Source organism: Amycolatopsis camponoti, assembly GCF_902497555.1.
In the GTDB taxonomy this organism is placed as follows: Bacteria; Actinomycetota; Actinomycetes; order Mycobacteriales; family Pseudonocardiaceae; genus Amycolatopsis; species Amycolatopsis camponoti.
Genome location: NZ_CABVGP010000003.1, coordinates 1,883,139 through 1,908,966, shown reverse-complemented (window position 1 = coordinate 1,908,966; position 25,828 = coordinate 1,883,139). Strand labels below are relative to the sequence as shown.

Annotated in this window: 30 protein-coding genes and 1 pseudogene; 14 read left to right on the top strand and 17 right to left on the bottom strand. The window is 71.6% G+C overall.

The window, feature by feature from the left end:
• Positions 1-2: 2 nt before the first annotated feature.
• Positions 3-698, bottom strand: a complete 696-nt coding sequence (locus AA23TX_RS45820; RefSeq protein WP_155549497.1) for a response regulator transcription factor — start codon at positions 696-698, stop codon at positions 3-5.
• A 42-nt stretch (positions 699-740) separates the two neighbouring features.
• Between AA23TX_RS45820 and hisN the strand changes: the two genes are divergently transcribed.
• Positions 741-1,526 carry a histidinol-phosphatase gene (gene hisN / locus AA23TX_RS45815; RefSeq protein WP_155549116.1) on the top strand — a complete coding sequence of 262 codons (786 nt, stop codon included), beginning with the start codon at positions 741-743 and terminating at the stop codon, positions 1,524-1,526.
• Positions 1,527-1,662: 136 nt separating this feature from the next.
• Positions 1,663-4,917 carry a GH92 family glycosyl hydrolase gene (locus AA23TX_RS45810; protein WP_155549115.1) on the top strand — a complete coding sequence of 1,085 codons (3,255 nt, stop codon included), beginning with the start codon at positions 1,663-1,665 and terminating at the stop codon, positions 4,915-4,917.
• Between the two features lie 43 nt (positions 4,918-4,960).
• Here the strand turns inward: AA23TX_RS45810 and AA23TX_RS45805 are convergent, their stop codons facing one another.
• The 5 genes from AA23TX_RS45805 to AA23TX_RS45785 form a co-directional block, all read right to left on the bottom strand.
• Positions 4,961-5,221: a hypothetical protein gene (locus AA23TX_RS45805; RefSeq protein WP_003105220.1), complete on the bottom strand. Its 261-nt coding sequence runs from the start codon at positions 5,219-5,221 to the stop codon at positions 4,961-4,963.
• On the bottom strand, positions 5,221-6,204 hold the full coding sequence (locus tag AA23TX_RS45800) for a TNT domain-containing protein (RefSeq protein ID WP_230863095.1): 984 nt from the start codon (positions 6,202-6,204) through the stop codon (positions 5,221-5,223). The genes AA23TX_RS45805 and AA23TX_RS45800 overlap by 1 nt, the downstream gene beginning before the upstream one ends.
• Positions 6,205-6,305: 101 nt before the next feature.
• The gene (locus tag AA23TX_RS45795; RefSeq protein ID WP_155549113.1) at positions 6,306-7,235 is read right to left on the bottom strand and encodes a hydroxymethylglutaryl-CoA lyase; all 930 of its coding nucleotides are present in this window, start codon (positions 7,233-7,235) and stop codon (positions 6,306-6,308) included.
• Positions 7,235-7,825, bottom strand: a complete 591-nt coding sequence (locus AA23TX_RS45790; protein WP_155549112.1) for a PH domain-containing protein — start codon at positions 7,823-7,825, stop codon at positions 7,235-7,237. Before AA23TX_RS45790 ends, AA23TX_RS45795 begins: the two co-directional genes overlap by 1 nt.
• Before the next feature lie 85 nt (positions 7,826-7,910).
• Positions 7,911-8,708, bottom strand: a complete 798-nt coding sequence (locus AA23TX_RS45785) for a biotin--[acetyl-CoA-carboxylase] ligase (RefSeq protein WP_155549111.1) — start codon at positions 8,706-8,708, stop codon at positions 7,911-7,913.
• Positions 8,709-8,789: 81 nt separating this feature from the next.
• Here AA23TX_RS45785 and AA23TX_RS45780 point away from each other — a divergent pair, with 81 nt between their 5' ends.
• The gene (locus tag AA23TX_RS45780; protein WP_155549110.1) at positions 8,790-9,818 is read left to right on the top strand and encodes a C40 family peptidase; all 1,029 of its coding nucleotides are present in this window, start codon (positions 8,790-8,792) and stop codon (positions 9,816-9,818) included.
• Here the strand turns inward: AA23TX_RS45780 and AA23TX_RS45775 are convergent.
• A complete protein-coding gene (locus tag AA23TX_RS45775) occupies positions 9,791-10,459 on the bottom strand; it encodes a response regulator (protein ID WP_155549109.1) in 669 nt (222 codons plus the stop codon). The genes AA23TX_RS45780 and AA23TX_RS45775 overlap by 28 nt on opposite strands.
• Positions 10,456-11,556 carry a sensor histidine kinase gene (locus AA23TX_RS45770; protein WP_155549108.1) on the bottom strand — a complete coding sequence of 367 codons (1,101 nt, stop codon included), beginning with the start codon at positions 11,554-11,556 and terminating at the stop codon, positions 10,456-10,458. Before AA23TX_RS45770 ends, AA23TX_RS45775 begins: the two co-directional genes overlap by 4 nt.
• 185 nt (positions 11,557-11,741) lie before the next feature.
• Between AA23TX_RS45770 and AA23TX_RS45765 the strand changes: the two genes are divergently transcribed.
• From AA23TX_RS45765 to AA23TX_RS45755, 3 genes are all read left to right on the top strand, one after another.
• Positions 11,742-12,059, top strand: a complete 318-nt coding sequence (locus AA23TX_RS45765; RefSeq protein WP_155549107.1) for a DUF6223 family protein — start codon at positions 11,742-11,744, stop codon at positions 12,057-12,059.
• 10 nt (positions 12,060-12,069) lie between these two features.
• Complete coding sequence (locus AA23TX_RS45760; RefSeq protein WP_155549106.1) at positions 12,070-12,405, top strand: VOC family protein; 336 nt, start codon at positions 12,070-12,072, stop codon at positions 12,403-12,405.
• A gap of 95 nt (positions 12,406-12,500) precedes the next feature.
• On the top strand, positions 12,501-13,352 hold the full coding sequence (locus AA23TX_RS45755; protein WP_155549105.1) for a sigma-70 family RNA polymerase sigma factor: 852 nt from the start codon (positions 12,501-12,503) through the stop codon (positions 13,350-13,352).
• Here the strand turns inward: AA23TX_RS45755 and AA23TX_RS45750 are convergent.
• Complete coding sequence (locus tag AA23TX_RS45750; protein WP_155549104.1) at positions 13,336-13,929, bottom strand: dihydrofolate reductase family protein; 594 nt, start codon at positions 13,927-13,929, stop codon at positions 13,336-13,338. The two genes, AA23TX_RS45755 and AA23TX_RS45750, sit on opposite strands and share 17 nt — an antisense overlap.
• Positions 13,930-14,119: 190 nt before the next feature.
• Here AA23TX_RS45750 and AA23TX_RS45745 point away from each other — a divergent pair, with 190 nt between their 5' ends.
• The 3 genes from AA23TX_RS45745 to AA23TX_RS45735 all read left to right on the top strand — a co-directional run bounded on the left by AA23TX_RS45745 (position 14,120) and on the right by AA23TX_RS45735 (position 16,675).
• Positions 14,120-14,938, top strand: a complete 819-nt coding sequence (locus AA23TX_RS45745; RefSeq protein WP_155549103.1) for a class I SAM-dependent methyltransferase — start codon at positions 14,120-14,122, stop codon at positions 14,936-14,938.
• A gap of 15 nt (positions 14,939-14,953) precedes the next feature.
• Positions 14,954-15,565 (top strand): TetR/AcrR family transcriptional regulator, encoded by a 612-nt coding sequence (locus AA23TX_RS45740; RefSeq protein ID WP_155549102.1) that lies wholly within the window; start codon positions 14,954-14,956, stop codon positions 15,563-15,565.
• 216 nt (positions 15,566-15,781) lie between these two features.
• The gene (locus AA23TX_RS45735) at positions 15,782-16,675 is read left to right on the top strand and encodes a LysR family transcriptional regulator (RefSeq protein WP_155549101.1); all 894 of its coding nucleotides are present in this window, start codon (positions 15,782-15,784) and stop codon (positions 16,673-16,675) included.
• Here the strand turns inward: AA23TX_RS45735 and AA23TX_RS50645 are convergent.
• The 3 genes from AA23TX_RS50645 to AA23TX_RS45725 all read right to left on the bottom strand — a co-directional run bounded on the left by AA23TX_RS50645 (position 16,632) and on the right by AA23TX_RS45725 (position 18,085).
• A complete protein-coding gene (locus tag AA23TX_RS50645) occupies positions 16,632-16,793 on the bottom strand; it encodes a hypothetical protein (protein WP_230863093.1) in 162 nt (53 codons plus the stop codon). The genes AA23TX_RS45735 and AA23TX_RS50645 overlap by 44 nt on opposite strands.
• A gap of 77 nt (positions 16,794-16,870) precedes the next feature.
• Positions 16,871-17,068 carry a hypothetical protein gene (locus AA23TX_RS50640; protein WP_230863092.1) on the bottom strand — a complete coding sequence of 66 codons (198 nt, stop codon included), beginning with the start codon at positions 17,066-17,068 and terminating at the stop codon, positions 16,871-16,873.
• 18 nt (positions 17,069-17,086) lie between these two features.
• Positions 17,087-18,085 (bottom strand): GlxA family transcriptional regulator, encoded by a 999-nt coding sequence (locus tag AA23TX_RS45725; protein WP_155549100.1) that lies wholly within the window; start codon positions 18,083-18,085, stop codon positions 17,087-17,089.
• A 71-nt stretch (positions 18,086-18,156) separates the two neighbouring features.
• Between AA23TX_RS45725 and AA23TX_RS45720 the strand changes: the two genes are divergently transcribed.
• Positions 18,157-19,005 (top strand): NAD(P)H-dependent oxidoreductase, encoded by an 849-nt coding sequence (locus AA23TX_RS45720; RefSeq protein WP_155549099.1) that lies wholly within the window; start codon positions 18,157-18,159, stop codon positions 19,003-19,005.
• On the opposite strand, the gene AA23TX_RS45715 is transcribed toward AA23TX_RS45720, so the two are convergent.
• The gene (locus tag AA23TX_RS45715) at positions 18,941-19,678 is read right to left on the bottom strand and encodes an SDR family NAD(P)-dependent oxidoreductase (protein ID WP_155549098.1); all 738 of its coding nucleotides are present in this window, start codon (positions 19,676-19,678) and stop codon (positions 18,941-18,943) included. The genes AA23TX_RS45720 and AA23TX_RS45715 overlap by 65 nt on opposite strands.
• Positions 19,675-20,480 (bottom strand): annotated as a pseudogene (locus AA23TX_RS51000) (NAD(P)-dependent oxidoreductase). Before AA23TX_RS51000 ends, AA23TX_RS45715 begins: the two are co-directional and overlap by 4 nt.
• 128 nt (positions 20,481-20,608) lie before the next feature.
• Between AA23TX_RS51000 and AA23TX_RS45705 the strand changes: the two are divergent.
• The gene (locus AA23TX_RS45705) at positions 20,609-20,968 is read left to right on the top strand and encodes a winged helix-turn-helix transcriptional regulator (protein ID WP_196425894.1); all 360 of its coding nucleotides are present in this window, start codon (positions 20,609-20,611) and stop codon (positions 20,966-20,968) included.
• On the opposite strand, the gene AA23TX_RS45700 is transcribed toward AA23TX_RS45705, so the two are convergent.
• Positions 20,940-22,124, bottom strand: a complete 1,185-nt coding sequence (locus AA23TX_RS45700; protein WP_155549097.1) for an FAD-dependent monooxygenase — start codon at positions 22,122-22,124, stop codon at positions 20,940-20,942. The two genes, AA23TX_RS45705 and AA23TX_RS45700, sit on opposite strands and share 29 nt — an antisense overlap.
• Before the next feature lie 73 nt (positions 22,125-22,197).
• On the opposite strand from AA23TX_RS45700, the gene AA23TX_RS45695 reads away from it, so the two are divergent.
• Positions 22,198-22,770: a TetR/AcrR family transcriptional regulator gene (locus tag AA23TX_RS45695; RefSeq protein ID WP_155549096.1), complete on the top strand. Its 573-nt coding sequence runs from the start codon at positions 22,198-22,200 to the stop codon at positions 22,768-22,770.
• Here the strand turns inward: AA23TX_RS45695 and AA23TX_RS45690 are convergent.
• On the bottom strand, positions 22,767-23,912 hold the full coding sequence (locus AA23TX_RS45690) for a polysaccharide lyase family 7 protein (RefSeq protein WP_155549095.1): 1,146 nt from the start codon (positions 23,910-23,912) through the stop codon (positions 22,767-22,769). The genes AA23TX_RS45695 and AA23TX_RS45690 overlap by 4 nt on opposite strands.
• Positions 23,913-23,936: 24 nt before the next feature.
• On the bottom strand, positions 23,937-24,497 hold the full coding sequence (locus AA23TX_RS45685) for a flavodoxin family protein (RefSeq protein WP_155549094.1): 561 nt from the start codon (positions 24,495-24,497) through the stop codon (positions 23,937-23,939).
• Between the two features lie 79 nt (positions 24,498-24,576).
• Here AA23TX_RS45685 and AA23TX_RS45680 point away from each other — a divergent pair, with 79 nt between their 5' ends.
• Together AA23TX_RS45680 and AA23TX_RS45675 are read left to right on the top strand one after the other, a co-directional pair.
• Complete coding sequence (locus AA23TX_RS45680) at positions 24,577-24,993, top strand: MarR family winged helix-turn-helix transcriptional regulator (protein WP_155549093.1); 417 nt, start codon at positions 24,577-24,579, stop codon at positions 24,991-24,993.
• Between the two features lie 31 nt (positions 24,994-25,024).
• Positions 25,025-25,816, top strand: coding sequence for an SRPBCC family protein (locus AA23TX_RS45675; protein WP_155549092.1), 792 nt, complete (start codon positions 25,025-25,027; stop codon positions 25,814-25,816).
• Positions 25,817-25,828: the final 12 nt, after the last annotated feature.

The following is a 25,828-nucleotide window of genomic DNA, read 5'->3' as shown; positions in this document are numbered from 1 at the left end:
GCTTATTCGGCGTTGAACCGGAAGCCGACACCGCGGACGGTCGCGATCCGCCGCTCGCCGTCGTGGGTCTTGCTGGTGCGCCCGGCGGCCTCGTCGGCGGCGATGGCGAGCTTCCGCCGCAGCCACGACATGTGCATGTCGAGCGTCTTGGACGTCTTCGACTCGAGGTCGTTCCAGACCTCGGCGAGGATCTCGTCGCGGCTGACGACCTGCCCGGCGCGGCTCATCAGCACGCGCAGCAGCTCGAACTCCTTGTTCGCCAGCTGCACCTCGTGCAGGTCGACGGTGACCAGCCGCGCGCCGAGGTCCATCCGCACGCCGCCGGCTTCGAGCACCTCCGGCACCCGGCGGCGCAGCAGCGCGCGGATCCGGGCGAGCAGCTCGGCGAGCCGGAACGGCTTGGCGACGTAGTCGTCGGCGCCCGCGTCCAGGCCGACGACGAAGTCGACCTCGTCGGTGCGGGCGGTGAGCATCAGGACGGGCAGCTCGGTGCCGTTGGCGCGCAGGCGCCGGCAGACCTCGAGGCCGTCCATGCCGGGCAGCCCGAGGTCGAGCACGAGCAGGTCGACTCTCTGGGCGGCGGTGGCGTCGAGGACCGAAGGACCGTCGGTGACGACGTGGATCTCGTATCCCTCACGTTCGAGGGCGCGGGAGAGCGGTTCGGCGATGGCCGGATCGTCTTCGGCAAGTAGGACCATGCTCACCTGCGTAACTCTACGGCGAAGAGGCGTGAAACCATCGTGACCGTGCCTGGCTACGGAGATGATCTGGCCCTCGCCACCCGGCTGGCTGACGCCGCCGACGCGATCACGACGGCGCGCTTTCGCGCCCTGGACCTGAGGATCGAGCGCAAGCCCGACCGCACCCCGGTGACCGACGCGGACACCGCGGTCGAAGACGCGATCCGGGCTTTGCTGGCTACCGAGCGCCCTTCCGACGCTGTCCTGGGCGAGGAACGCGGCGGTTCGGCGGCGACGGGCCGGGCGTGGGTGCTCGACCCGATCGACGGCACCAAGAACTTCCTCCGGGGCGTACCCGTCTGGGCGACCCTGATCGCCCTCGTCGAAGACGGCGACCCGGTGGTCGGCATGATCAGCGCGCCACTGCTGGGCCGCCGTTGGTGGGCGGCCTCCGGGTCCGGCGCGTTCTCCAGCGATTCGGCCGGAACGCGGCAGCTGTCGGTTTCCGGCGTCTCGTCCCTTTCGGACGCTTATCTGTCCACGACGGACTTGAACTCGTGGACCGAGTACCACTCGCGCGAGAAGTACCTGGACCTGGTGGACGCGTGCTGGGAAACCCGCGCGTTCGGCGACTTCTGGCACCACGTGCTGGTGGCGGAGGGCGCGCTCGACGTGGCGGCCGAGTGCATCGTGAACCCGTGGGACGTCGCGGCGGCCCAGGTGATCGTCACCGAGGCGGGCGGCCGCTTCAGCGACCTGGACGGCTCGGGCCGGTACGACAACGGCAGCGCGCTGTCGACGAACGGCCTGCTGCACGAGGACGTCCTGGGGATCCTCAAGAGGTAACCGGATAGGCCGCTCGGCGGGCACTTCTTGACCGGTCTGAACCACCGGTGGTTCACTCCCAGTGCTCGCCGGGCCACCCCTGCTCCCTGACAACGTTGTCAGCCCCGGGTGCCCCACTCACCCCGGGAGGAAGAGCATGCGCAGAGTCGTCACCGCGGCTTTGGTCATTCCCCTGTTCACGGCCATCACGACCGGCCCAGCCACTCCGGCCGCCGCCGCTCACGCGACCGACCTCGCCGCCTACGTCAACCCGTTCGTCGGCGCCAAGGCCGGCGACACCCCCGAAACCAACACCTACGCCGGTGACACCTTCCCCGGCGCCGACGTCCCCTTCGGCATGGTGCAGTGGAGTCCCGACACCCCCCTGCAGCCCAAGCCGCCCGCCGGGCAGGGCCGCTACTACGCCCGCGACCGCGACGGCGGCTACGCGTGGGAAGAGAACCGGCTCCGCGGCTTCAGCCTCACCCACTTCAACGGCGCCGGCTGCGGTGGCGCGGCCGGTGACGTCCCGTTCCTCCCCTTCGCCGGGAACATCACCACGTCACCGGCGAAAGACGCCACCCCGTACTTCCCCACCTTCAGCCACCCGAACGAATCCGCGTCCCCCGGCTACTACAAGGTGACGACGGACTCCGGCATCACCACCGAGCTGACCGCGACCCAGCGCTCCGGCATGGGCCGCTTCACGTTCCCCAAAAACTCGCCCGCCACGCTGCTCATCGACGTCGCGCAGTCCGCGATGGGCAGCGACGACGCGTCGGTGACCGTCGACCCGGCGAAGCGCACCGTCGAAGGCTGGGTCTCCAGCGGCCACTTCTGCCGCGGCCCCAACACCTACAAGGTCTACTTCTCGGCGTCCTTCGACCAGCCGTTCGCGACGTCCGGGACCTGGCAGGACGCGACCGTGACGCCCGGTGGCACCAGCGCCCGCGGGGGCGATCTCAGCAAGGACAGGTGGGACAAGCAGGTCGTCACCGCCGAGGGCGGCTCCGGCGCCTACTTGACCTTCGACCCCGCCAAGCCGGTCCAGGTCCGCGTCGGTTTGTCCTATGTGGACGCCAAGGGCGCGCGGCTCAACGCCGCGCTCGAACAGCGTCACGACTCCTTCGAGACCATCAAGGACAACGCGCGCCGAACGTGGAACGACCGGCTCGGGCAGATCGCCGTCGAAGGCGGCACGGACGCGGCCACGCGCACCTTCTACACCGCGCTCTACCACACTCTCCTGCAGCCGAACGTCTTCTCCGATGTGGACGGTCGCTACGCCGGCTTCGACAAGGCGATCCACCACACGAAACCGGGCCACGCGCAGTACGCGAACTTCTCCGGCTGGGACACCTACCGCGACGAGGTCCAGCTGCTCTCGATGCTCGCGCCGCACGAGGCCGCCGACATGGCGCAGTCGATGCTCAACCAGGCGAACCAGGCCGGCGGGATCTGGGACCGCTGGTCGCAGAACAACGACTTCATGGGCGTGATGGGCGGCGACCCGTACCACTCGATCATCGCCAGCACGTACGCCTTCGGCGCCACGGACTTCGACGCGTCCCAGGCGTTGAAGTCGATGGTCAACGGCGCCACCCACGTCCAGCAGGCGGGCGAGCGCGCCCTCGAACGGCCGGGCCTGTCGGACTACCAGACACTGGGCTACCACCCGAACAACGTCTCGGACATGCTCGAAGAGACGACCGCGGACTTCGGCATCGCACAGCTGGCCCAGCGGCTCGGCCAGAAGACCACCTACCAGCAGTTCATGACCCGCGCGCAGTACTGGGAGAACGTCTACAACCCGGCGACGGGCTACCTGCAGACCCGGCTGCGCGACGGCCGGTTCCTATCGCCGTTCGACCCCGCGAAGTACGAAGAAATGCGCTACCAGGAAGGGAACGCGGCGCAGTACACGTGGATGGTGCCCTACAACGTCCGCGGACTCTTCGACGCGATGGGCGGCGACGAAGCCGTGAAGAAGCGGCTCGACTTCTTCTTCACGAAGCTGAACAGCGACGCCAGTTCGCCGTACGCGTTCATGTCCAACGAGCCGTCGTTCGAGGTGCCGTGGGAGTACGCGTACGCGGGCGCGCCGTCGAAGACGCAGGACATCGTGCGCCGCTCGGCCGAGCTGCTGTTCAAGCCGGCCGAGGACGGCCTGCCCGGTAACGACGACCTCGGCGCGACGTCGGCGTGGTACGTCTTCGCCGCACTCGGCATGTACCCGGAAGCGCCCGGCCGCGCCGAAATGGTGCTGGCCAGCCCGATGTTCCCGAAGATCACGCTGACGCGGGCGACCGGGCAGCGGACCACGATCACCGCGCCCGGCGCGTCCAGCTCGGTGAAGTACGTGAAGAGCCTGAAGGTGAACGGCCAGGCGAGCACGAAGCCGTGGCTGCCGGAGTCCTTCGCGGTGAACGGCGGCCGGCTCGACTTCACGCTCGGCGCGTCCCCGACGTCGTGGGGCTCGAAGGCCTCGGACGCGCCGCCGTCCTTCCGCGACGGCGAGGTGCCGGTGCGCGGCCGCGTCGGGCCGGGCCGGATCGTCGTCGCGCCCGGCTCGGCGACCACGGCCACCGTGATCGCGGAAGGCATCACCGGCCAGGGCAAGGTGACCTGGCGGGCGAAGCCGCCGGCCGGGATCACCGTGACGCCGTCGAGCGGCACGCTCGCGGTGGGCCCGAACGGGACCGCGTCGCAGCAAGTCCGCGTCGCGGCCGCCGCCGGGACACCGGACGCCTACACGAGTGTGCCGGTGGAGTTCAGCGGGCAGCCGGTGCCCGCGTACCTGCCGGTGACGGCCGGGAAGCCGGGGACGCTGCCCGCGGCGAACACGAACGTCGGCGTCACCGACGATCGGTTCGTCCAGTACGGCGACTTCGGCGAGACGGACCTCTACCCCGGCCAGTTCGCCTATTCGGCCCAGGGCTTGGCCGCGAGCGGCATCCAGCCCGGCGCGAAGGTGCGGGAGTTCACGTGGCCGTCGAGCCCGGCGGGATCGCCGGACAACGTGATCGCCTCAGGGCAAACGCTTGCGGTGGACGCCCCTGCGGGCGCGACGAAGCTGTCGTTCCTCGGCTCGGCGACCGGCGGTGACGCGCAGGGCAGCGTCACGGTCACCTACACCGACGGCTCGACCCAGCAGGGCGCGCTGGGCCTGTCGGAGTGGCTGCTGCGGGGCGGCGAGGAGACGCCGCAGTTCGGGAACACGGTCGTCGCGTCGGTGCCGTACGTGAACTCGGCGTTCCCGAGGTACATGTTCCGGCTGCAGCGGCCGTACACGTCGTACCTGTTCGCGACGGCCCCGATCGCCCTCGACCCGGCGAAGCGGGTCAAGTCACTCACCCTGCCCACCGCCACCGGCGCGGGACAGGCACACGTCTTCACCTACGCGGTGTCCTGACGAGGTCGTGAGTGAGAAACAGTGTTCTAACCCTGTTTCTCACTCACGACCCGGGCAGCAGGCCGACGGCGCCGCGGGCGACCTGCGCCCAGGCCAGCCGGCCGAAGAGGTAGTGGCACGCCACCTGCTCGCTGGTGAACCGCGCCCAGTCGTAGCGGTTGCCCTGCTCCCGCCAGAAGACCTCCCACGCCTCGTCCTCGCCCTGCATCAGGCACCAGGCGTTGTCGACCTCGGCGCCGAGCGAGACGACCTCCGGCGGCACGCCCAGCACGCCCAGCCAGCGCTGGATCGACTGCGTGTTCATCAGTCCTCATCCCCCTTGGCCTCGGCGAGGTAGCCGAGGGTCACGAGCTCGTCGGCCGCCAGCAGGGCCCGGAACCGGACGCCGCCGCCGACCTGGCCGAACCAGTTCGCCGTCTCCGAACGCCACATCGGCACCGCGCGCACGACGACGTACCGGCGGTATTCGGCGTCCAGCATCCCGGGCGGCAGCGAGCGTTCCGCGAACGGCGTGCCGTCGGCGAAGAACACGCGCCCGTACGCCGGGCCGAAGCGGTCGAGCACGGTGTTCATCGGGACCATCACCGGCGTGGCCGGCTCGATGCTGCCCTCCGGGTAGTGGTCGCCCGGCGGCCACGCGTACTCGGGCCCCAGCTCGCTGTGCCCGAGCACGAACCGGCGGATCCAGACGGCCTGCGTCGCCCGGGCATACGGGACATACCCGTCGGTCAGGTGCCGGGGTACCGGCCGCGGCGGCGCGGTCGGCGAACGGCGGAACCCGGCGGTGACGTTGGTGAGCGCCTGGTCGTCGAAGATCAGCCGGGCGTCCGGGTGGTCGTTCGGGCCGAAGCCCTCCGGGTCCTCGGGCAGCGGCAGCTGCAACGCCGGCCGGTCCATGGCCACCGGCAGGTGCCCGATCGGGAACATGTGCACCAGGAACAGCGCGACAACGCTTTCCCGCTCCATGCGCGGCGAGCCGAGCGCGGGCAGCGGTGCGGGCGAGCCCGGGTTCGGCGGCGGGCCGGCCACCGGCGGAGGCGGCCCGGCGGGTGCCGGCGGAACGGGCGCCGACGGGACGGGAGCGGGCGGAGCCGGCGGCAGCTGGAACGGCGGGAGCAGCGGCGACACCGCGTGCGGCCACGCCGCGGGGTTGCCCGAGGGCGGTGTCGGCGCCTCTTCGAACGCGCCGGAATCCGTCAAGCCGTACCCGGGCAGCCGGATCGGCCCGGTGTCGAGGTCGGCCTCGACCGGTTCGGAGCCCGCCTCGGAAGGCTCGGTCACACACATCCTCCGGCTCGGTCGGTGCCCGCGGGCACTCTGTTCGACGCGGCCGCGGCGCTGCCGGTCCCCCTTGATACCGCACGCGTCACGTGCGGGTGCGGGCGAGGTCAGCTCAGCGCGGCCACCACGCGGGACGGGCTCGGGCGGCCGAGCTGTCCCGCCATCCACGCGCTGGCCGCCACCAGCGTGTCCAGGTCGACGCCGGTGGCCACCCCGAGGCCGTCCAGCATCCACACCAGGTCTTCGGTGGCCAGGTTCCCCGTGGCCGACTCGGCGTACGGGCAACCGCCGAGCCCACCCGCCGAAGAGTCCACTGTCGACACTCCACATCGGAGCGCCGCCAGGGTGTTGGCCAGAGCCTGACCATAGGTGTCGTGGAAGTGCACGGCCAAAGTACCGACATCGCCGAACAGCCCGACCAGGTTCTCGACCTGGCCCGCGGTCGCGACGCCGATGGTGTCGCCCAGCGACAGCTGCGAGCACCCCATCTCCAGCAGGCGGCGGCCGGCGTCGGCGACCTGCTTCGCCGGCACGGCACCCTCCCACGGGTCGCCGAAGCACATCGAGAGGTAGCCACGCACGTCCAGGCCGGCTTCCCGGGCCCGCGTCACGACCGGCTCGAACATCGCGAACTGCTCGTCCAGCGACGAGTTGAGGTTCTTCCGCGCGAACGTCTCGGTCGCGCTGGCGAAGATCGCGATGTGCTCGACGCCGGCGTCGAGGGCCCGGTCCAGGCCCTTCTCGTTCGGCACCAGCACCGGGTAGCGGACGCCCGCGCGACGATCCAGCCCGGCCAGCAGCTGCTCGGCGTCGGCCAGCTGCGGCACCCACTTGGGGTGCACGAAGCTCGTCGCCTCGAGCGTCGTCAGGCCGGCGCCCGCGAGCCGGTCGAGGAACTCCAGCTTGACCTCGACCGGGACGATCGTCTTCTCGTTCTGCAGGCCGTCCCGGGGGCCGACCTCCCAGATCGTGACCCGCTCCGGCAGCTCACCCGTCGAGGGGACCCGCTCCGGCAGGCCCAGTTCGCGCGTGCCCATCAGCGGCGTCGGTCGCCGCGGGGCGGGTGCCCGCTCTGGGGCGGCAGCGGCTCGGTCTGCTGGGGACCGGGGGCCTGGCCGCCCGCCCGGTAGTCGTCGTACGGGTTGTCGTTGACCTCGCGGTAGATCACCGTGTACACCTTCTCGACGTGCGGGATGTCCTCGAACCGCAGCGGCTCGGCCGACGCCGACTCGATGATCAGCGTGCCGCAGCCGAACACCCGGTCCAGCAGGTCGTGCTCGAACTGGACGCTGTTGATGCGGCCCATCGGGATGTCGATGCCGGTGCGCTTCAGGACGCCTTCACGGGCGATCAGGCGATCGGTGGTCACGATGAAGTGGGTGGTGCGCCAGCGCACGAGCGGTGCCAGGAACAGCCACACGATCAGCACGAGGGCGACGACCCCGATGGCGATCAGCCCGACCGTGTTCCACGGCGAGCCGGCGTCCTTGGCGAGGATCGCCAGCCAGATACCCGCGCCCAGGGTGACCAGGAACGCGAGTGTCGGGAAGATCAGCATCTTGAAGTGCGGGTGACTGTGCACCACGACGTGCTCTTGCTCGCTGAGCAAATCGTCCGGATAAGCCACGGCGGACGCTCCCAAGGTCGGTGCGGCGATGTCGCTTCACCGTACCGGCGAGACGCCCGGCCGGTGAGTGCAACGCCCCGAAGAATCAGGCCGGGCGGACGTGGACCACGTCACCCGCGAACACGGTGTGCCGCTGGCCGCCGGTCATGTCGACCTGGAGCTGCCCGGCGGCGTCGATGTCGGCCGCGCGGCCGACGAGCGACGTCCCGTCCGGCAGCTGCACCTCGACGTCCTGGCCGAGGGTCGCGCAGTGGGCGCGGTAGTCGCCCAGCAGGCCGGCTTCGGTGAGGTCGCCGCCCGCGAGCCGCCAGCGCTTCTCCAGCTCGTCGAACTCGGTGAGCAGCGCGATCGCGACGTCGGTGCGGTCGGTGTCGGTGGCGCCCAGCTCGGCGAGCGACGTCGCGGGCAGGCCGCCAGGGCCCGGCTGGACGTCGCCGAGCGGCAGCACGTTGAGGCCGATGCCGAGCACGAGCGACGGCGGGTCCCCGGCGACGGCCTCGGCCAGGATCCCGGCGCACTTCGCGCCGCCCGAAAGGACGTCGTTGGGCCACTTGAGCACGGCGTCGACCCCCACGCCGGCCGCGGCCGCCCGGACGGCGAGCCCGGCGACGACGGAGAGTGAGCCCAGCGCCGTGAACGGGACGCCCGGCCGCAGCGCCACGCTGAGGTACAGCCCGGCGCCCTTCGGCGAGCTCCACGTCCGGGCCCGGCGGCCGACCCCCGCGGTCTGCTCCTCGGCCAGCAGAACGGTCCGGTCCGCGGCGCCGTCGTCAAGGGCTTTCCGCAGGTCGGCGTTGGTGGACCCGGTGCGCTCCACGACGTCGATCTTCGCGTACCGATCCTTGAGCGCCGCGGTCAGCCGGGCGGCGTCGATCTCTGCCATGTGTCCACCATATGGGAGTCCCCCTAACGTGCAAGCTACTCAGTCGTTCACTAAGAGGTGCGCTCTTCTAAGTTGGACCCCGTGACGACCAAGCCGACCTCCTGGGCTCGTGGTGCGGCCCTCCGCGGCCTCGTCGCGCTCCCGCTCGTCGCGGGTCTGGTGGCCGCGGGCTGGCTGCTGGCCGACCGGTCGCCCGAGCCCGCGGCCGCCCCGGCTCCCCTGCCGGTGGCGCGCGACGCGGCGTCGGGCCCGTCGGTCCTCGAGGTCAGCGCGCCGGTGAAGGCGCAGGAGCCGGGCCAGGGCGCGTCCGGGCAGGGCGGCAAGAGCCCGCTCCAGCAGTGGGCCGACCAGCTGTCCGAGCCCCTCGACATCCCGGCGGCCGCACTGATCGGCTACGCGAACGGCGAGCTGACCCTGCGGAGCGAAGACCCGTCGTGCCACCTCTCGTGGGTCACGCTGGCGGGCGTCGGCTCGGCGGCGTCGAACCACGGCCGCGGCGGCGGCAACCTCCTCGGGCTGACCGCGGCGCAGGCCAAGAAGTACGGCGGCGAAGCGCCGGTCGCGGCCGGACGCGCCCTGTGCGCGGGCGGCACGGACCTCGGCGCCGGCCCGGGCTGGTGGAAGGCGATCGCGGCGTACCACCCGGGCGGCGACACGGAGTTGTTCCGCCAGCGCGTCCTCGGCATGGCCCAGCTGTACGCGACGCTCTCCCTGGACCCGGCGGCGGCCTCGTCGCCGTCCGTTCGCGCGACGCGCTTCGCGTTGGGCCAGCTCGGCCTCCCGTACGTCTGGGGCGGCAACGGCCCCGACGCGGGCGCGGCCGGCTTCGACTGCTCGGGCCTGACGAAGGCGTCGTACGACAGCGCGGGCGTGAACCTGCCGCGAACGGCGGACAGCCAGTTCCGGGCGCTCCCGCCGGTCCCGGCGTCGCAGGAGCCCCGCCTCGGCGACCTGGTGTTCTACGGCAGCCCGGCGACGCGCATCCACCACGTGGGGCTGTACCTGGGCAACGGCCTGATGATCAACGCGCCGACCGAGGGCCAGGCGATCCAGATCCACACGTACCACTCGAAGGGCGACGACTACGCGGGCGCGGGCCGCCCGGCCTGAGGCACCAGCCCGGACTCGTAGGCGAACACCACCAGCTGGGCCCGGTCCCGTGCCCGCAGCTTCGCCATCGCCCGGTTGACGTGGGTCTTCGCGGTCAGCGGGCTGATCACCATCCGGTCGGCGACCTGGTCGTTGGACAAGCCGCGCGCGACCAGCGCGACGGCCTCGCGTTCGCGGTTGGTCAGCTCCGCCAGGCCCGCGCCCGGCACGGGCGGCTGAGTCACGTACCGGTCGATCAGCTTGCGGGTGATCGACGGCGCGAGCAGCGCGTCGCCCCGCGCGGCGACGCGCACAGCGTGCAGGAAGTCCTCCGGCCGGATGTCCTTGACCAGGAACCCCGCCGCGCCGGCGCGCAGGGCTTCGAAGACGTATTCGTCCAGGCCGTAGTTGGTCAGGATGACGACGTGCACGGCGGCCAGCGCCGGCTGCGCGGCGATGCGGCGGGTCGCCTCGATGCCGTCGACCCCCGGCATCCGGACGTCGAGGAGCGCGATGTCCGGCAGGTGCTCGAGCGCGAGCGCCACGGCCTCGCCGCCGTCGGCGGCTTCGGCCACCACCTCGATGCCGTCCTCGGCGTCTAGGAGCGCGCGGAACCCGCTGCGGATGAGCGGCTGGTCGTCGGCCAGCAGGATGCGGATCATGCCGGGTGGTCCACGGGAAGCTCGGCCTCGACGCTGAACCCGCCTTCGCGGCGCGGCTCGGCCCGGAGCCGGCCGCCGAGGGCCGTGACGCGTTCGCGCATCCCCAGCAGGCCGACGCCCGGCTCCGGCGCGGTGTCCACAGTGGCCTCGCCGTCGTCGTCGACCCGGACGACCAGGGTGCCGGGCCGGTGGTCGATCCGGACCGACGCGGTGGCCGCGGCGGCGTGCCGGGCGACGTTGGTCAGCGACTCCTGGACGATCCGGTAGGCGGTCCGGCCGACTGCCACCGGCACGTCCTCGCGGCGGCCTTCGATCGTCAAGTGCGCGTCGAGACCGGTGGACCGGGCGCGGTCCACGAGTTCCGGGACGTCGTCGAGCCCGCGCGGCGGGTTCGGGTCGTCGTCGCGCAACGCTTCCAGCGTCGCGCGCAGCTCCCGGGCTGCCTCACGGCCGGCGTCGCGGATCGCCAGGAGGGCTTCCGGCACGTCCTCGCCCCGCTTGCCCGCCAGGTGGACGGCCACTTCGGCCTGCAGCTTGATGACGGAGATCTGGTGGGTGAGCGAATCGTGCAGCTCCCGCGCGATGTGCAGCCGCTCCTCGTCGGCCCGCCGCCGCGCGGTCTCTTCGCGGGTCCGTTCGGCCTCGTCGGCACGGCGCTCGGCCTGGCGCAGCGCCTCCCCCGCCGCGCCGGCGGCGATAAGCCAGGCCAGCTGGAGGACGTCGCGGGACTGCGTGAACGCCTCGCCGGTGGTGTGCAGACCCGAGGCCAGGATCGCGAACGGAACCGCGCCCAGCATGAGCACCGAAGCCACCACCGCGGCGACGCGGTGGCCCGCCCGGACCGCCGCGTACACCGCGAACAGGTAGGCGACGACGGGCACTTCGAATCCCGCGCCCTGGTAGCCGAGTGCGCACGCCGCGGTCACCGCCAGCACGACGACCGGCGCCCGGCGGCGCGCCGCCAACGCGAGTCCGCCTGTCACCAGGAACGCGTAGCCCAGGGGGTCGAGGTCCGTCGGCACGTGCCGCGTAGAGAGCCCGGCGACCAGCAGGGCCGCCGCCACCCCCACGGCGATCACTCCGTCCACGACCCTCATCCCCGCACCCTAACCGGATGTTCCGGGCGGCGAATCCGGCGCGAAGAGCATTCGCGGGCTACCGCGCCCGCGGTACATCCCCGGTTCCTGCGGCGGCCGCGGCAGCGGGAAGTGCCCGCGCCCGCACGACGACGGGCGGCGGGTCCGGCGGCCATCCTTCCCGGACACCGAAGAAGGAGTACGCCATGGTTGCAGCAGCTGTCACGAGTTATGCCTTGACGCCGGGACGTGTGTGGTCCGTGGTGGCCGCGCTGGTGGGACTGGCCGGCGTGGTCGCCGGCGGGCTGGCCCTAACCCGTGGCCGGGGTGCCGCTGTCGCGCTGGCCGCGGGAGCGGCGGGCGCGGCCGGCGGAGCCGTCGTCGTGGCCATGGCCAAGGGCGGTCCCGGCACCGGATACGGGATCGTCGGCGGCTGGGCGGCGCTGGTGATCGGCGTGGTCGCCGCGGCCCTCGGCGGGCTGGCGCTGGCTCGCTCGCGCGGTTTTGTCGGTGGTCGCCGCTAGCGTCGGCGGCATGTACGAAGTCGACTTCGCCGAGTTCCCGTCCACGTCGGCCACCGCGTCCGGCGAGTTCTTCGCGCGCGCCTTCGGCTGGGAGGTGACGCCGTACGGGCCGACGTATTCGGACGTCCGCGCGCCCGGTCTCACTTTCGGCTTCCAGGCCGACGCGGCCGAGCAATCCAGCGCGCCCCTGGTCACGATCCGCACGGACGACCTGGCGGCGGCCCGCGTCGCGGTCGAAGCGGCCGGAGGGGAGGTGACGAAGGAGCCGTTCGGCTTCCCCGGCGGCCGACGCTTCCACTTCCGCGAACCCGGCGGCAGCGAGCTGGCGGTGTGGTGCACGGAGTAGCCGGCCACTTCGGCGGGGTCAGCGAGCTCATCGGTCACCTCTGGTCGCGGCGATCCGTCGTCAGTGCGACGGCGAAGGCGGGCGAAAGGTGACCGATGGACGAGCTGGCCGGGAAGTTCGAGGCCGAACGCGGGCGGTTGCGCGGCCTGGCCTTCCGGATGCTCGGCTCGGCGGCCGAAGCGGACGACGCCGTCCAGGAGGCTTGGCTTCGCCTGAACCGCGCGGACTCCATCGACAACCTCGCGGCTTGGCTGACGACGGTCGTCTCGCGCGTCTGCCTGGACGTCCTGCGCACGCGGAAGGCTCGCCGCGAGGACCCGTTCGAGGTGGTCCCGGACCTCGCGGCCGACGCCGATCCGGCGGGCGAGGTCGAGCTGGCCGACTCGGTGGGCCGCGCGCTGCTCGTCGTGCTGGACGCGCTGGGCCCCGCCGAGCGGATCGCGTTCGTGCTGCACGACCTGTTCGCGGTGCCGTTCGACCGGATCGCGCCGGTGCTCGACCGCACCCCGGTGGCGGCGAAGAAGCTCGCGAGCCGTGCGCGGCACCGCGTCCGCGACACGTCCCCGCTGCCGCCGGCCGACCTGGCGCGGCACCGCCGGGTGGTCGACGCCTTCCTCGCCGCGGCCCGCGGCGGAGACCTCGACGAGCTCCTGGCCGTGCTGGCCCCGGACGTCGTCCGGCACGCCGACGCCGCCGCGCTGCTGGCCGGAACGGCCCTCGAGGCCCGCGGGGCTCGTGCCGTCGCCGAGGAGACGCAGGTGTTCGGGAAACGGGCTCACTTCGCCGAAACGGCCTTGGTGGACGGCGCGGTCGGCGTCGTCGTGGCCCCGCGCGGGCGGCTGGTGCTCGCCCTCGCGGTGACGGTCGAGGGCGAGCGGGTGGCGGCGTACGAGGTGATCGCCGATCCCGCCCGGCTCGCCGCGCTGCACGTCACGCTCCTTGCTTGACCCGGTAGGAGAGGTGCGTGACACCGGTCCCTTCGACGACCTCGGGGCCGGTGAGCATGGTGGTCGTGTCGAGGTCGTCGAAGAACCGGACGCCGGAGCCGAGCAGCACCGGGACGAGGTCGACCTGGATGCCGTCGAGCAGGCCGAGGTTGAGGCACTGCTGCGCGATCTTGGTGCTGGCGACGGCGACGTTCTTGTCCCCGGCGGCCTTCTTGGCCTGCTCGACAGCGCTTTCGACGCCGTCGGTGACGAAGGTGAACGGCGCGTCCGGGTGCGGCCAGTCCGCCGGCGGCTCGTGGGTGACGACGAAGACCGGCACGCCCATCGGGTGCTGCCCGCCCCAGCCCTGGGTGATGTCGAACAGGTGGCGGCCGGCGATCAGCGCGCCCACGTTGTCCATGGCGTCGCGAAGCATCTTCGCGCTGGCTTCGGAGGTCTTGAAGGTCGCCCACTCGACGGCGGTGGGCACCTCGACGTCACCGCTGCCGAACCATCCGAACAGGTGATCGATGCGGTCCTGCGGGTCGGCGACGAAGCCGTCGAGGGACATGGACATGTTGGCGATGACGTCGGCCACTTTGAGCTCCTTTGTGCTTTTCGGAGGCGGTTTGCCTCGCTGAGGGGAAGTCTTCCGCGATCGCCCGGCCGGAAGATCTGCCACCTGGCCGACATCCGGCGGCGGGTGGCCGATGCCTTGACAGGCGCCGCAGTCTTCGCGACCATGAACGTGTGTTCATGAACGCATGTTCACAACGAAGGAGATGGGGATGACGGGGATCGTCAACACCGCGCAGGCCGAGGCGTGGAACGGCTACGAAGGGGAGCACTGGGCTTCGCACGCGGACCGCTACGACGCGGTGAACAGCGGGTTCAACGACTACGTGCTCGACCAGGTGGGCAGGGACGACAGGGTGCTCGACATCGGCTGCGGCAACGGGCAGCTGACGCGGCTCGCGGCGGCGCGGGCCCGGTCCGCGACCGGCGTCGACCTGTCCGGGCCGATGCTCGCGACCGCGCGGACGCGGGCGGCGGAGGTGCCGAACGTGACCTTCGAGCAGGGTGACGCCCAGGAGCACCCGTTCGCCGACGGCGGGTTCGACCTGGCGATCAGCCGGTTCGGGGTGATGTTCTTCGCCGACCCGGTGGCGGCGTTCGCCAACGTCCGGCGGGCCCTGAGCCCCGGCGGGCGGCTCGCGTTCCTCTGCCTGACGGCGCTCTCCGGCACCGACCTCGGCACGGTGTTCGGGGCGATGGCGGAGTACCTGCCCCAGCCCACGGGCCCGGACGGCAGCGGCCCGACGTCGTTCGCGGACCCGGACCGGACGACGGCGGTCCTGACCGGAGCCGGCTTCGAGGACGTGGTGTGCACCCGCGTCGAGGCCGGCCAGGTCTGGGGCCGCGACGTCCCGGACGCGGCGGGGTTCATCGCCGGCTGGGGTCCGGTCCGCCACCACCTGGGCATGGTCGACGCCGCGACCGCCGCCAAGGCGACCGAAGCCCTCACCGCGGCGCTCGAACCGTTCGCGGGCCCGGACGCGGTCCGCCTCCGCGGGGCGGCGTGGCTGGTCACGGGAAGGAGGTCGTAGGGCACTGGTTCTACGATGGCGGTGATGTCACCGAGGAAAGCCGCGGCTCAGCGGGACGGCCAGTCCCTGCACGACCTGCTGGTCGAAACCGCTCAGAAGATGATCGCCACGCACGGGACGGCCGGGATGACCGTGCGCGAGATCGCGCGCATGGCGGGCGTCGCCGACGGCGTGCTCTACAACCACTTCTCCGACAAGGAGGAGCTGGTGGCCAGGGCCCTCCTGGAGCACGTGCGCACGACGGAAGCGGAGCTGGGCGACCTGCCGGTGGCCGGCGAAGGCACGCTGGAGGGGAACCTCCGCCGCCACCTGGAGTTCGGCCTCGCCCTGCACGCGGTGATCGTCCCGGCGTTCAGCGGCCTGCTCGGGCAGCCGAAGGTGCTGGAGCGGTTCGCGGAAATCAGCGAGCGATCCGGCTACTGGCGCGATCGCCTGCTGACGTACCTGCAGGAGGAACGCACCCTCGGCAGGCTGCGCCCGGAGTCCGAAGTGGACGCGACAGCGGCCATGCTGGTCGGCTACTGCCACGCCTCGGTGATGGCAGCGGTCTTCCCGCACACGGGCCCGCTCGACCCGCCCACCCCGGACGCGGTGGTCCGAGCGGCCCTCGACGGCATCGCTCCTTGACACCCGACCGGCGCTCCTCGCCCTCGCCGCTCGCGCACCGGGCGGTCGCGCTCCCCGCGGTCCGGCTTCAGCCGCAGGAGGGCTGTGCGCGGCTCCCGTGGGTCGCGGAGTCTCCGTCATCACTGTCTGTCCTTTGTGGAATTGTCGACACCAAAACCACCATTCGCACAACAGAAAGGGAAAGACCGATGGACTCTGCCGCGATACCCTCGCGGTATGGACGACGTCGAGGTCCGTGAGCTGCGGTACTTCCGCGCAGTCGCCGAGGAGCTGAACTTCTCCCGCGCCGCCGAGCGGCTCGGGATGGCGCAGCCGCCGCTGTCGCGTGCGATCCGATTGATGGAGCGGCGGCTGGGCGTCCAGCTCTTCGAACGCACGAGCCGGCACGTCGAACTGACGCCGGCCGGGAACGTCCTGTTCGCGGAGTCGGCCAAGGCACTGGACGCGGTCACGGCCGCGGTCCGGCGCACCCGCCGGGCGGCGCGGCGGCCGCTCGTCGTCGCCGCGAAACCCGGTGTCGCCACCGAACTGCTGCGGCGGATCGCCGACGGGCACCCGGACCCGGTCGAGATCCGGCTCAGCGGGTTCGGGGAGCAGGCCGCCCTGCTGCGGGACGGCCGGGCCGACGTGGTCTTGCTGGGCGGTCCGGGCGACCACGGCGGCCTGGACGCCGAGGTGCTGTTCACCGAGCCTCGGGTCGCCGCGCTCCCGGTGCGGCACGAGCTGGCCGGCCGGTCCTCGCTGACCTGCGCGGACTTCACCGGGCGGGCGACGCCGTCCTGGCCGGACGCGTCGGCCGTGGACCGGGCCTACTGGTCGGGCCGGGACGTGACCGGCGGCCCGGTCACCCCGGGGCCGGTGGTGCACGACAGCGCCCAGCTGCTGGAGGCCGTCGCGCTCGGGCAGGCGATCGCGTTGCTGCCGGCGTCGGTCGCGCAGTGGTACCCGCGGACCGATGTCGTCTACCGGCCGGTCGCCGACGCGACGCCGTACTCGCTCGCGCTCGGCTGGCCGGCGGGCGCGCGGGATCTGCGGATCGCGCGGTTCGTGCGGACCGCCGTCGAAGTCAGCGAAGCACGACCTCGACCGGGAGCGGTCCCGGCGGGGTGACCGAGCGGATCACCGGCGACACCCGGAGGTCCCACAGGATCATCTCGTGCTTGGTGAGGGCGGCGAGGTCGAGCACGAGGTTGTGCCGCGCGTACGGCAGGCCGCGCAGGAACGGCACGTCCAGATCCGGCGCGACCACGAGCAGGGCCGGGTCGACGTCGCCCGAGCGGGCGGCGGTCCAGGCGTCCGCGCCGGTCAGGAACCGGTCGCGGGGTACGTCGAGGACCAGCCCGGCACGAGGTAACCCGCGAAGCCGACCCGGGCGCGCGCCGGGATGCCGTGGTGGCGGGACGCCGCCCGGCGCAACTCCGCGAGGTCGCGCGGAACTCCGTCGAGCCACGACGACTGCGCGCCCGGGTCGGTGAAACGGCTCTGGCCGCGGTACCAGTCCACCGCCCCGGACTACGAAAATCAGCCCGCCTGCATCGCGAGTTCGCCGCGGAACGTCGTGCGGTACGCGCTCGGTGACACCCCGAGTGCGGCCTGGAAGTGCTGGCGCAGCGACGCCGCCGTGCCGAAGCCGGCCTCCGTCGCGACGCGGTCGACCGGCAGGTCCGACTCCTCCAGCAGCTGGCGGGCGCGCTCGATCCGTTGCTGTGTCAGCCATTGCAGGGCCGAGATGCCGACCTCGTCGCGGAAGCGGCGGGTGAACGTCCGGGTGCTCATCGCCTCACGGGCGGCGAGTTCGCGCAGCGTCAGCGGGCGGTGCAGGTTCTCGAGCGCCCAGGCGCGCGCCGCTTTCGTCGACGACGTGCTCGGCTCGGGCACCGGCCGCCGGACGAACTGGGCCTGGCCGCCCTCGCGGTGCGGTGAGACCACCGTGCCGCGGGCGACTTCGTTGGCGACGGTCGCGCCGTGGTCGCGGCGGATCATGTGCAGCACCAGGTCGATCCCGGACGCGACGCCCGCCGACGTCAGGACGTTGCCGTCGTCGGTGTAGAGCACGTCCGGGTCTACGTCGACCTCCGGGAACCGGTTCCGCAGGTCGTCGGCGGAGCGCCAGTGGGTCGTCGCGCGGCGGCCGTCGAGGAGGCCGGCCGCGGCGAGCACGAACGCGCCCGTGCAGATCGACGCGATCCGCGCGTCCCCCGGGATCCGGTCGAGCGCCGCCGCGAGGGGCGGGGTCAGCACGCGCGCCAAGGGCTCGTATTCGACCAGCGACGCCGGGACGATCACGGTGTCGGCTTCGGCGAGGACCTCGGGGCCGCGGTCGATCGGGATGGTGAAGTCGGAGTCGGTGCGGACCGGGCCGGGTTCGAGGGTGCAGGTCACGACCTCGTACAACGGCTCGCCCGACGCCGAGCGCGCCTGCCCGAAGAGCCGGTGGACGATGCCCAGCTCCATCACGAGCATGCCGTGCCTGACCAGCACGGCGACGTGGTGACGGTCCGGGTGCACGAATTCGGCCATGGCTCGATTCTTGCACATGTTGTCCATCAGGCCACTCGATCGTGACGGCGGTCCGCGTGACCATCGAGGTCATGAACGTTCTGTGGGTCTTCGCGCATCCGGAACCGCGCTCGCTGAGCGGAGCCCTCCGCGACGACGGGCTCCGGACGCTGCGCGAGCTCGGTCACGACGTCCGGGAATCCGACCTGTACGCGATGAAGTGGAACCCGGTGGTCGACGCGGCCGACTTCGGCGCCGAGGCCGGCGACGAGCGGCTGGTCGTCGGGGCGACGTCGGCCCGTGCGCACGCGCGGGGCGAGCTGAGCCCGGACATCGTGGCCGAGCAGGAGAAGCTCGACTGGGCGGACGCAGTCGTCGTGCAGTTCCCGTTGTGGTGGTACGGAATGCCGGCGATCCTCAAGGGCTGGTTCGACCGCGTGTTCGTGAAGGGCTTCGGCTACGGCGTCCGCGCCGACGACGGCCGAACGTTGCGCTACGGCGAAGGCCGGCTCGCGGGCAAGCGCGCGATGGTGGTGCTCACCGCGGGTGCCCGCGAGCCGGCCATGGGCCCGCGCGGGGTGAACGGCCCGCTGCACGACATCCTGTTCCCGCTGCACCACGGAACGCTGTTCTACGCGGGGATGTCGGTACTGGAGCCGGTCCCGGTCTACGGCGCCGACCGGCTGCCGGACGAGCGGTTCACCCGGGCCCGCGAGCAGGTGCGCACGCGCCTGGCCACGCTGGAGACGGCGGAGCCGATCCCGTTCCGGACGCAGAACGGCGGCGACTACGACGAAGACCTCGTCCTGCGCGCGGATCACGCACCCGGCGCGACAGGCCTGGCCGTCCACCTCGCCGCACCCGCCGGGCCGATCGTCACGCCGGCAACGTCAGCCGCTGGCCCAGGCCGCCGTCGACCGGGAGGTCCGCTCCGGTCGTGAACGTCGCCTCGAACGCCAGGAACAGCACCGCCGCCGCGACTTCCTCCACTCTCGCGTGTCTCTTCAGCGGCGTCACCTCGTCGCCGGTCGACTTGAACGACGCCAGCACCGACGCGGGCACCCCGGTCACGCCCATCGTCGGCGTGTCCGTGTAGCCCGGGCTGACCACGTTCACCCGGATCCCGCGCGGCGCCAGCTCGGCCGCGTATGTCAGCGCGAACGACCGCACCGCCGCCTTCGCCGCCGAATACGGCCCCATTCCGGCGATCCCCGCGCCGGCCGCCACCGAGGTCGTGAACACGAACGACCCGCCCGGCCGCACCAAGCCGGCCAGCCGCTGCGCCGTGAAGTACGCGCCCTTCGCGTTGACGTCGAACGTCCGGTCGTAGATCTCCGGCGTCGCCTCGGCGTACGGCGTCAACGTGGCGAACCCGACGTTGATGAACACCAGGTCCAGCGAGCCCAGCTTCTCGGCGGCGAACGCCCCCAACGCCTCGATGTCGGTCAACGACGAAGCGTCCGACGACAGCAGGTGCGCCGGCAGGTCCAGCCCCGACACGTCGCGGCCGGTCGCCAGCACCTCCGCGCCGCCGTCGAGCAGCGCGCGCACCACCGCCAGGCCCATGCCGTGCGTGCCGCCCGTGACGACGGCCTTCTTCCCCGAATACTTCACCGGATCTCCTCGATGACACTGGCGATCGCGTGCGCACCGTGGCCCGAAGCCACCGCGCGGTCGAACAACTCCTGCAGCGCCGCGGGCACGGAAGCGCCGATCCCCTGCGCACGGCTCGTCTCCACCAGGAGACGAGCCCCGCCGCGTTGATGTCCAGCGCCGACACATCGGTCTCGTAGTCACCGCCGGCCACCGAAGCGCCGATCCCCGGTAGGAAACCGCCGACCGCCGAGAGCCACGACGTCGCCATCGGCGTGAACGTCGACGGCGCGACGCCCTCGGTCCCCACCAGGGCCAGCGCGTGCAGGTACCCGGCCATCGTCGACCACATGATGCCCAGCAGCGCCAGGTCGTACAGCGCCGCCAGCCCGGCGTCCTCACCGAGGAACACCGGCTCCCCCAGCACCGTCAGCACTTCGCGCTGCGCCGAAAACACCGACGGCGAACCGCTGTAGAGAATCCGTGACTGCGGGGTCCCGATGCCCTGCGGCACCGCCATGATCACGCCGTCCACGTACTCGATCCCCGCCGACGCTGCCCACGACGCCGTCTCACGAGCCTGCGCGGGCGTCCCCGAAGTGAGGTTGACCAGCACCTTCGGTGAACACGCCGAGAGCACCGGCCGCTGGCTGTCGTATGTGGACAGACAACTGAGCACCACGTCCGCCGAGGCGGCTTCCGCCGGCGTGGCCGCGAGGCGTGCCCCACAGTCGAGCAGCGGCCCCGCCTTGAGCGGCGACCGGTTCCACACCACGACGTCGTGGCCCGCCCCCAAGAGCGCGCCGGCGAGGGCGGAGCCCATCCGCCCCAGGCCGAGCACGCCCACCTGTTTCTTGCTATCTCCCATGCGGATCATGCTGGGCCCAGCGCTTTACTATGGACAAGTACCGACTATTTGGTCAGGTACCCACCAAAAGGTAAGGATCCTGCATGCTGGCGAGAACCTACCGCTGCGGGCTGGACGCGGCGATCGACGTCGTCGGCGGCCGCTGGAAGGCCCTGATCCTGTGGGCGCTGCACGCCGAGCCGCTGCGGTTCGGGGAGCTGAAGCGAAAGGTGAACGGGATCAGCGAGAAGATGCTGATCCAAGCACTGCGAGAACTCGAAGCGGACGAAGTCGTGCACCGCGAGGTGTTCCACGAGATCCCGCCGAAGGTCGAGTACTCGCTGACCGACCTGGGTCAGCGGCTGAACACCGCGTTGCTGCCGCTGGGCGACTGGGGCGAGGAGAACATGGCCGGCATCGCGAAGCGTCGCGGAGTCACGCCCGCGCCGCCGCATACTCCTTGAGCGTGATCGCGTTGCCCGCCTTCAGCGGCAGTTCCTCGATCATCTTGCGCCACGGCAGGTACGGCAGCAGCTTGTAGTTGAGGTTGCGCAGCCGGATCCACCCGCGGGTCGGCGGCACGAACCACTTCCCGTTGCCCTGGGCCAGCTTCTGGCAAGCGTCGACGAAGCCGCGCATCTCCTGTTCGTAGGCCGCGAACGCGGAGACGTGGTCACGGCCCGCCAACTCGCCCGCCAGCACGTACGCGCCGACGATCGCGAGGCTCGTCCCCATGCCCGAGAGCGGCGCGGCGCAGTACGCGGCGTCGCCGACCAGCGCGACGCGGCCGCGTGAGTACGAGTCGAGCACGATCTGGCTGGCCGAGTCGAAGTAGAAGTCCGGCGCCTCACGCATCGCGTCGAGCAGCCTCGACGTCTCCCAGCCGACCTCCCCGAACTTCTCCTCGACGATCCGCCGCTGCTGCTCGACGTCGCGGTGGTCGTAGTCGAGCGCGCCGGCGCCGAACCAGAACAGCGCCTTCGCCTCCGTGTTGTCCCGCGCGCTGTAGACGCCGACGGTGCGGTTCGGCTCGTTGTAGAACCGGCCGGCGCGGTCGAGGCCGAGGTGGTTCGGCACGGTGCAGATCGAGACGTAGTACCCGAGGTCGCGGCGGTACCGCGACTCGTCGCCGAAGACCAGCGAGCGCACGTTCGAGTGCAGCCCGTCGGCCCCGACGACCAGGTCGAACTCGCGCGGCTCGCCGTGTTCGAACGTCACCGTGACGCCGTCGTCGCGCTCGAGGACACCGGTGATCGAGTCGCCGAAGACGTACTCGACGTCGTCCTTCGTGGCGTCGTAGAGGATCCGCGACAGGTCGCCGCGCAGGATTTCCAGCTCGCCGCTCTGGAACGTCGCGGGCGTGACGGCCAGCGGCCGGTCGTCACCGTCCACATAGGTCACGTCGCCCATCCGCGTCGCGGCGGCTTCGACCTGCGCCAGCAGGCCCATCCGGTCGAGAACCCGCAGCGACGCGCCGCGGAAGTCGACCGCGTAGCCGCCGTCGCGCAGTTCGGGAGCGCGTTCGACGACCGTCGGCGTGAAGCCGTGGCGGTGCAGCCAGAAGGCGAGAGCGGGGCCGGCGACGCTCGCGCCGGAGATGAGGACTCGTCGGTTCGTCATGCCGAGAACCATAACCGCGATTTGGGCGATCGCGCAAGGCGTTCGCCTAAGGCGATCGTGCTAGACTCCGGTCATGGGCAACAAGGAAGCACTCCTGGCCGGCGCGAAGCGCTGCCTGAACGAGAAGGGCTACGCCCGCACGACCGTGCGTGACCTGGCCTCGGCGGCGAACGTCAGCATGGCCGCGATCGGCTACCACTTCGGCTCGCGGGAGGCGCTGCTCAACACGGCGCTGATCGAGGCGAACGAGGAGTGGGGCGAGACGCTGGCGAAGGTGCTGCAGGTCGAGACACCGGCGAGCGCGTCACCGGCCGAGCGGTTCGAGCTGATCTGGCGCCGCGTCATCGAGTCGTTCGAAGAGCACCGCCGGATGTGGGCGGTGAGCATGGAGGCGTACTCGCAGCCGGACCTGGACCCCGAGGTCCGCACGCAGCTGGCGAACGCCCTGGAGCTGGCCCGCTTCGGGCTGGCGAACCTCTTCCAGGGCCTCGACGACGGCAGCGCCGAGGCCCGGGCCGTCGGCACCGTGCACCAGGCCCTCCTGTCGGGCGCGATGCTGCAGTGGCTGATCGACCCGGACCGTGCGCCGTCGGGCGCCGACCTGGTCCGCGGCCTGCGCCTGATCGCGACGGACGTCCTGACCTAGGTGTGGGTCACGGCGAGGTCGTGGATCACGACTTCGCCGTAGTTGCCGGCGGAGCAGGGCGAGGAGTTGCCACAGTTGGCTTGCGTGTAGGCGCCGGCCTTGAAGTAGGCACCGGAGAACTTCTGGCTGATCGTGGTCACGAGCGTGCCGTTGTAATACGCCTTGACGGCACCACCGGAGACGACGAACTTCGCCTCGAACACCGTGCCGAGCTCGTAGCCGCCGGTGATCAGCTTGTAGTGGGCGTCGTCGCCCTTGGTGACGTAGAGGTTCGAGCCCTCCAGCCTGAACACCGTGATGTCGTCACTGGAGCCGTGGATCTGCCCGGCCACGACCTGCGGCTTGCCCGCGGGCAGGTGGGTGATCGCCTCACGGATCGTCATCGTCGACGTCCCCGAGGTCGACGACCAGCTCGCCAGGTCCGCACCCTTCGTCTCACGCAGTTCCGAACGCGGATAGCCGGAGCCGCTGGTGGTGACGCCGTCGACCGCCGCCCGGAACCGCACGCCGGCGCAATCGGCGGTCGGGACGAACCACGGGTCAGCCTTGAAGGTCGCGAGCCGCGGCTGCTTGACCACCGTGGGATCTTCGGCTTGGCCGGTCGGCAGGCCCTCGTACCAGTTGCGGAGGTCGAGCACGTCCGCCGGATACGCGCACGCCCCGCCGCTGCCGCCGTCGGCGCCGAAGACGTGGGCTTCGGCGATGCTGGTCCAGTCGTTCTTGGTGTTGCCGTGCCCGACGATCCGCACGTAGCGGCCGGCGGTGTCGGCGAAGTCCGCGGTCTCGAAGTCCGCGGTGCGGCCGCTGGACGCGTGCCGGGACAGCACCGTGGTCCAGGCCGAGCCGTCGCCGGACACCTGGACGTCGAAGGTGAACACCCGGGCGTCGCCCTGGTACCACGCGAGCGCCACCGACCCGACAGTCTGCGCCGAGCCCAGGTCGTACTCGATCCACGCGCCGTCGCCCTCGGCCGACCAACGGGTGCCGAGGTCGCCGTCCAGGCTGGCGGCCGGGACGTGGCCGTCGTCCCCGCTCGCGGACACGGCCGCGACCGCCAGCACCGGCGCGCCGGCGGCGTGCGCGACCGGCGCGCACACCGCCGCCAGGGAGAAGGTCAGAGCGGCGATCTTCGTCGTTCGCATGCCCCGGACTCTGCCACCGAAGATCTAGGCGTTTACCAGATCCGCGCCGGTGAAGAAGGTCGACGCCGCCGACATCGCGTCCGCGTCCAAGAGCACGTCACCGGGACGGCTGCCGTTCCCCAGCAGCACGCCACCCCAGTTCATGCTCAGGTACTCCGCGCACAGCTCGAGCGTGCCGATCAGCGGCTGGGCCTCGCGCGCCGTCTCGCTCAGGACGCTCACGCCCCACAGCGTCTTGCCGCGCATCTTCGGCTTGAACTCGACCGGCAGCCGCATCCACCCGGACCAGTAGTCCAGGTAGAGCTTCACGCTCGCCGCGACCGAGTACCAGTACACCGGCGACACGACGACGATGTCCGTCGCGGCGAACGTCGCGTCCATCAGCAGCTGCTCGTTCTCACCCGGCGCCGGGTGCTCGCCCGCGCCGTGGCGGCGGTCTTCGAACGGCGGTAGCGGCAGCTCGGGCAGCCGGAGCCACCGCTGCTCGGCGTCGCGAGGCAGCTCCCTCGCTGCCCGTCGCGCCAGCATCTCCGTGTTCCCGCCGGCTCGCGCCGCGCCGACCAGGAAGAGGAAGTTCCGCGTCATGACCAGTCCCCTCAGTTACTTGCATGTACATATAAAGACTGTCCCTGGACTATGCTGGTGTCAAGAGGAAGGCGGAGAGATGACCGTCGACGAACAGTCCTGGGGACGCATGCTCGTGCTGCATGCCCGCGTCGAGCAGGAGCTGGGGAAGGCGCTGCAACGGCGGCACGGGCTCGGCCTGTCCGAGTACCGCGCGCTCGGCAAGCTGGTCGCCGGCCCGCGCGGTGGCCTGCGGATGCAGGAGCTCGCCGAGGCGATCGGGCTCAACCAGAGCTCGGTCAGCCGGATGTGCGCGCGCCTCGAAGACGCCGGCCTGACCATCCGCGACCTGTGCGAAGACGACCGCCGCGGCGTCTATTCGGTGATCACCGACGCGGGCCGCAAGCGCTACGCCGAGACCGAGCCGACGTACTGTTCGGTGCTGCGGACCTCGCTCGACAAGGCCGCGAGCGACCCGGAGCTCGCCGCCGCGGCGGCCGCCGTCCGGGGAGCTTGACCCGTATATTCCTCAGTGGTTATATACGGGCATGCCCGCGAAACTGCTGACCGACGAGGACCGCCCCGCCCTCCGGCTGGAACGCCGCCTGAAGCACGCGCCGGAGAAGGTCTGGCGGGCCATCACGGACCCGGCCGAGCTGGCGCACTGGTTCCCGGCGAAGGTCGACGTCGAACTGCGCGATGGCGGCGACATCCGGTTCACCTTCCCCGGCGAGGACGACTCGACGACCGGCCGGGTCGTCACGGTCGACCCACCGCGCGAGTTCACCTTCGTCTGGAACGACGACACGCTGCGCTGGCTGATTTCGCCGGACGGCGACGGCAGCCTCCTGGAGTTCACGCACACGTTCGGCCGCGGCGACCCGGCGATCGCGAAGCTGGCCGCGGGCCGCACCGCCGCCGGCTGGGACGTCTGCCTCGAAGCCCTCGACGCGCGGTTGTCCGGCCGCGATTTCGAGCAGCCGAAGGACTGGCACGCCCGCATGGCGTCCTATGTGGACGAATTCGGCCTCGGCCACGGGGAAGTGCTCGAAGACGGCACGATCCGCTTCCGCCGCGACCTCGTCTGGAAGCCGGTGGACGAGGTCCGCGCGCTGCTCCCGGACGAACCCGGCTGGCACGTGACCCAGGAGCCCCTCGAAGGCACCCGCGTCGAGTTCACCGAACCCGCGCCCGACGACGTCGTCGCGGAGCTGGCCAGGCGCCACGAGCAGCTCGACAAGCTGTTCGCCGCGACGCACGGTGTCGAGCTGCCGGACTGGACGCCCGAGCACGTCGAGACCGTGAAGAAGCAGTACGCGGAGCGTCCGACCCAGGGTTGACGCGCGGCGCGC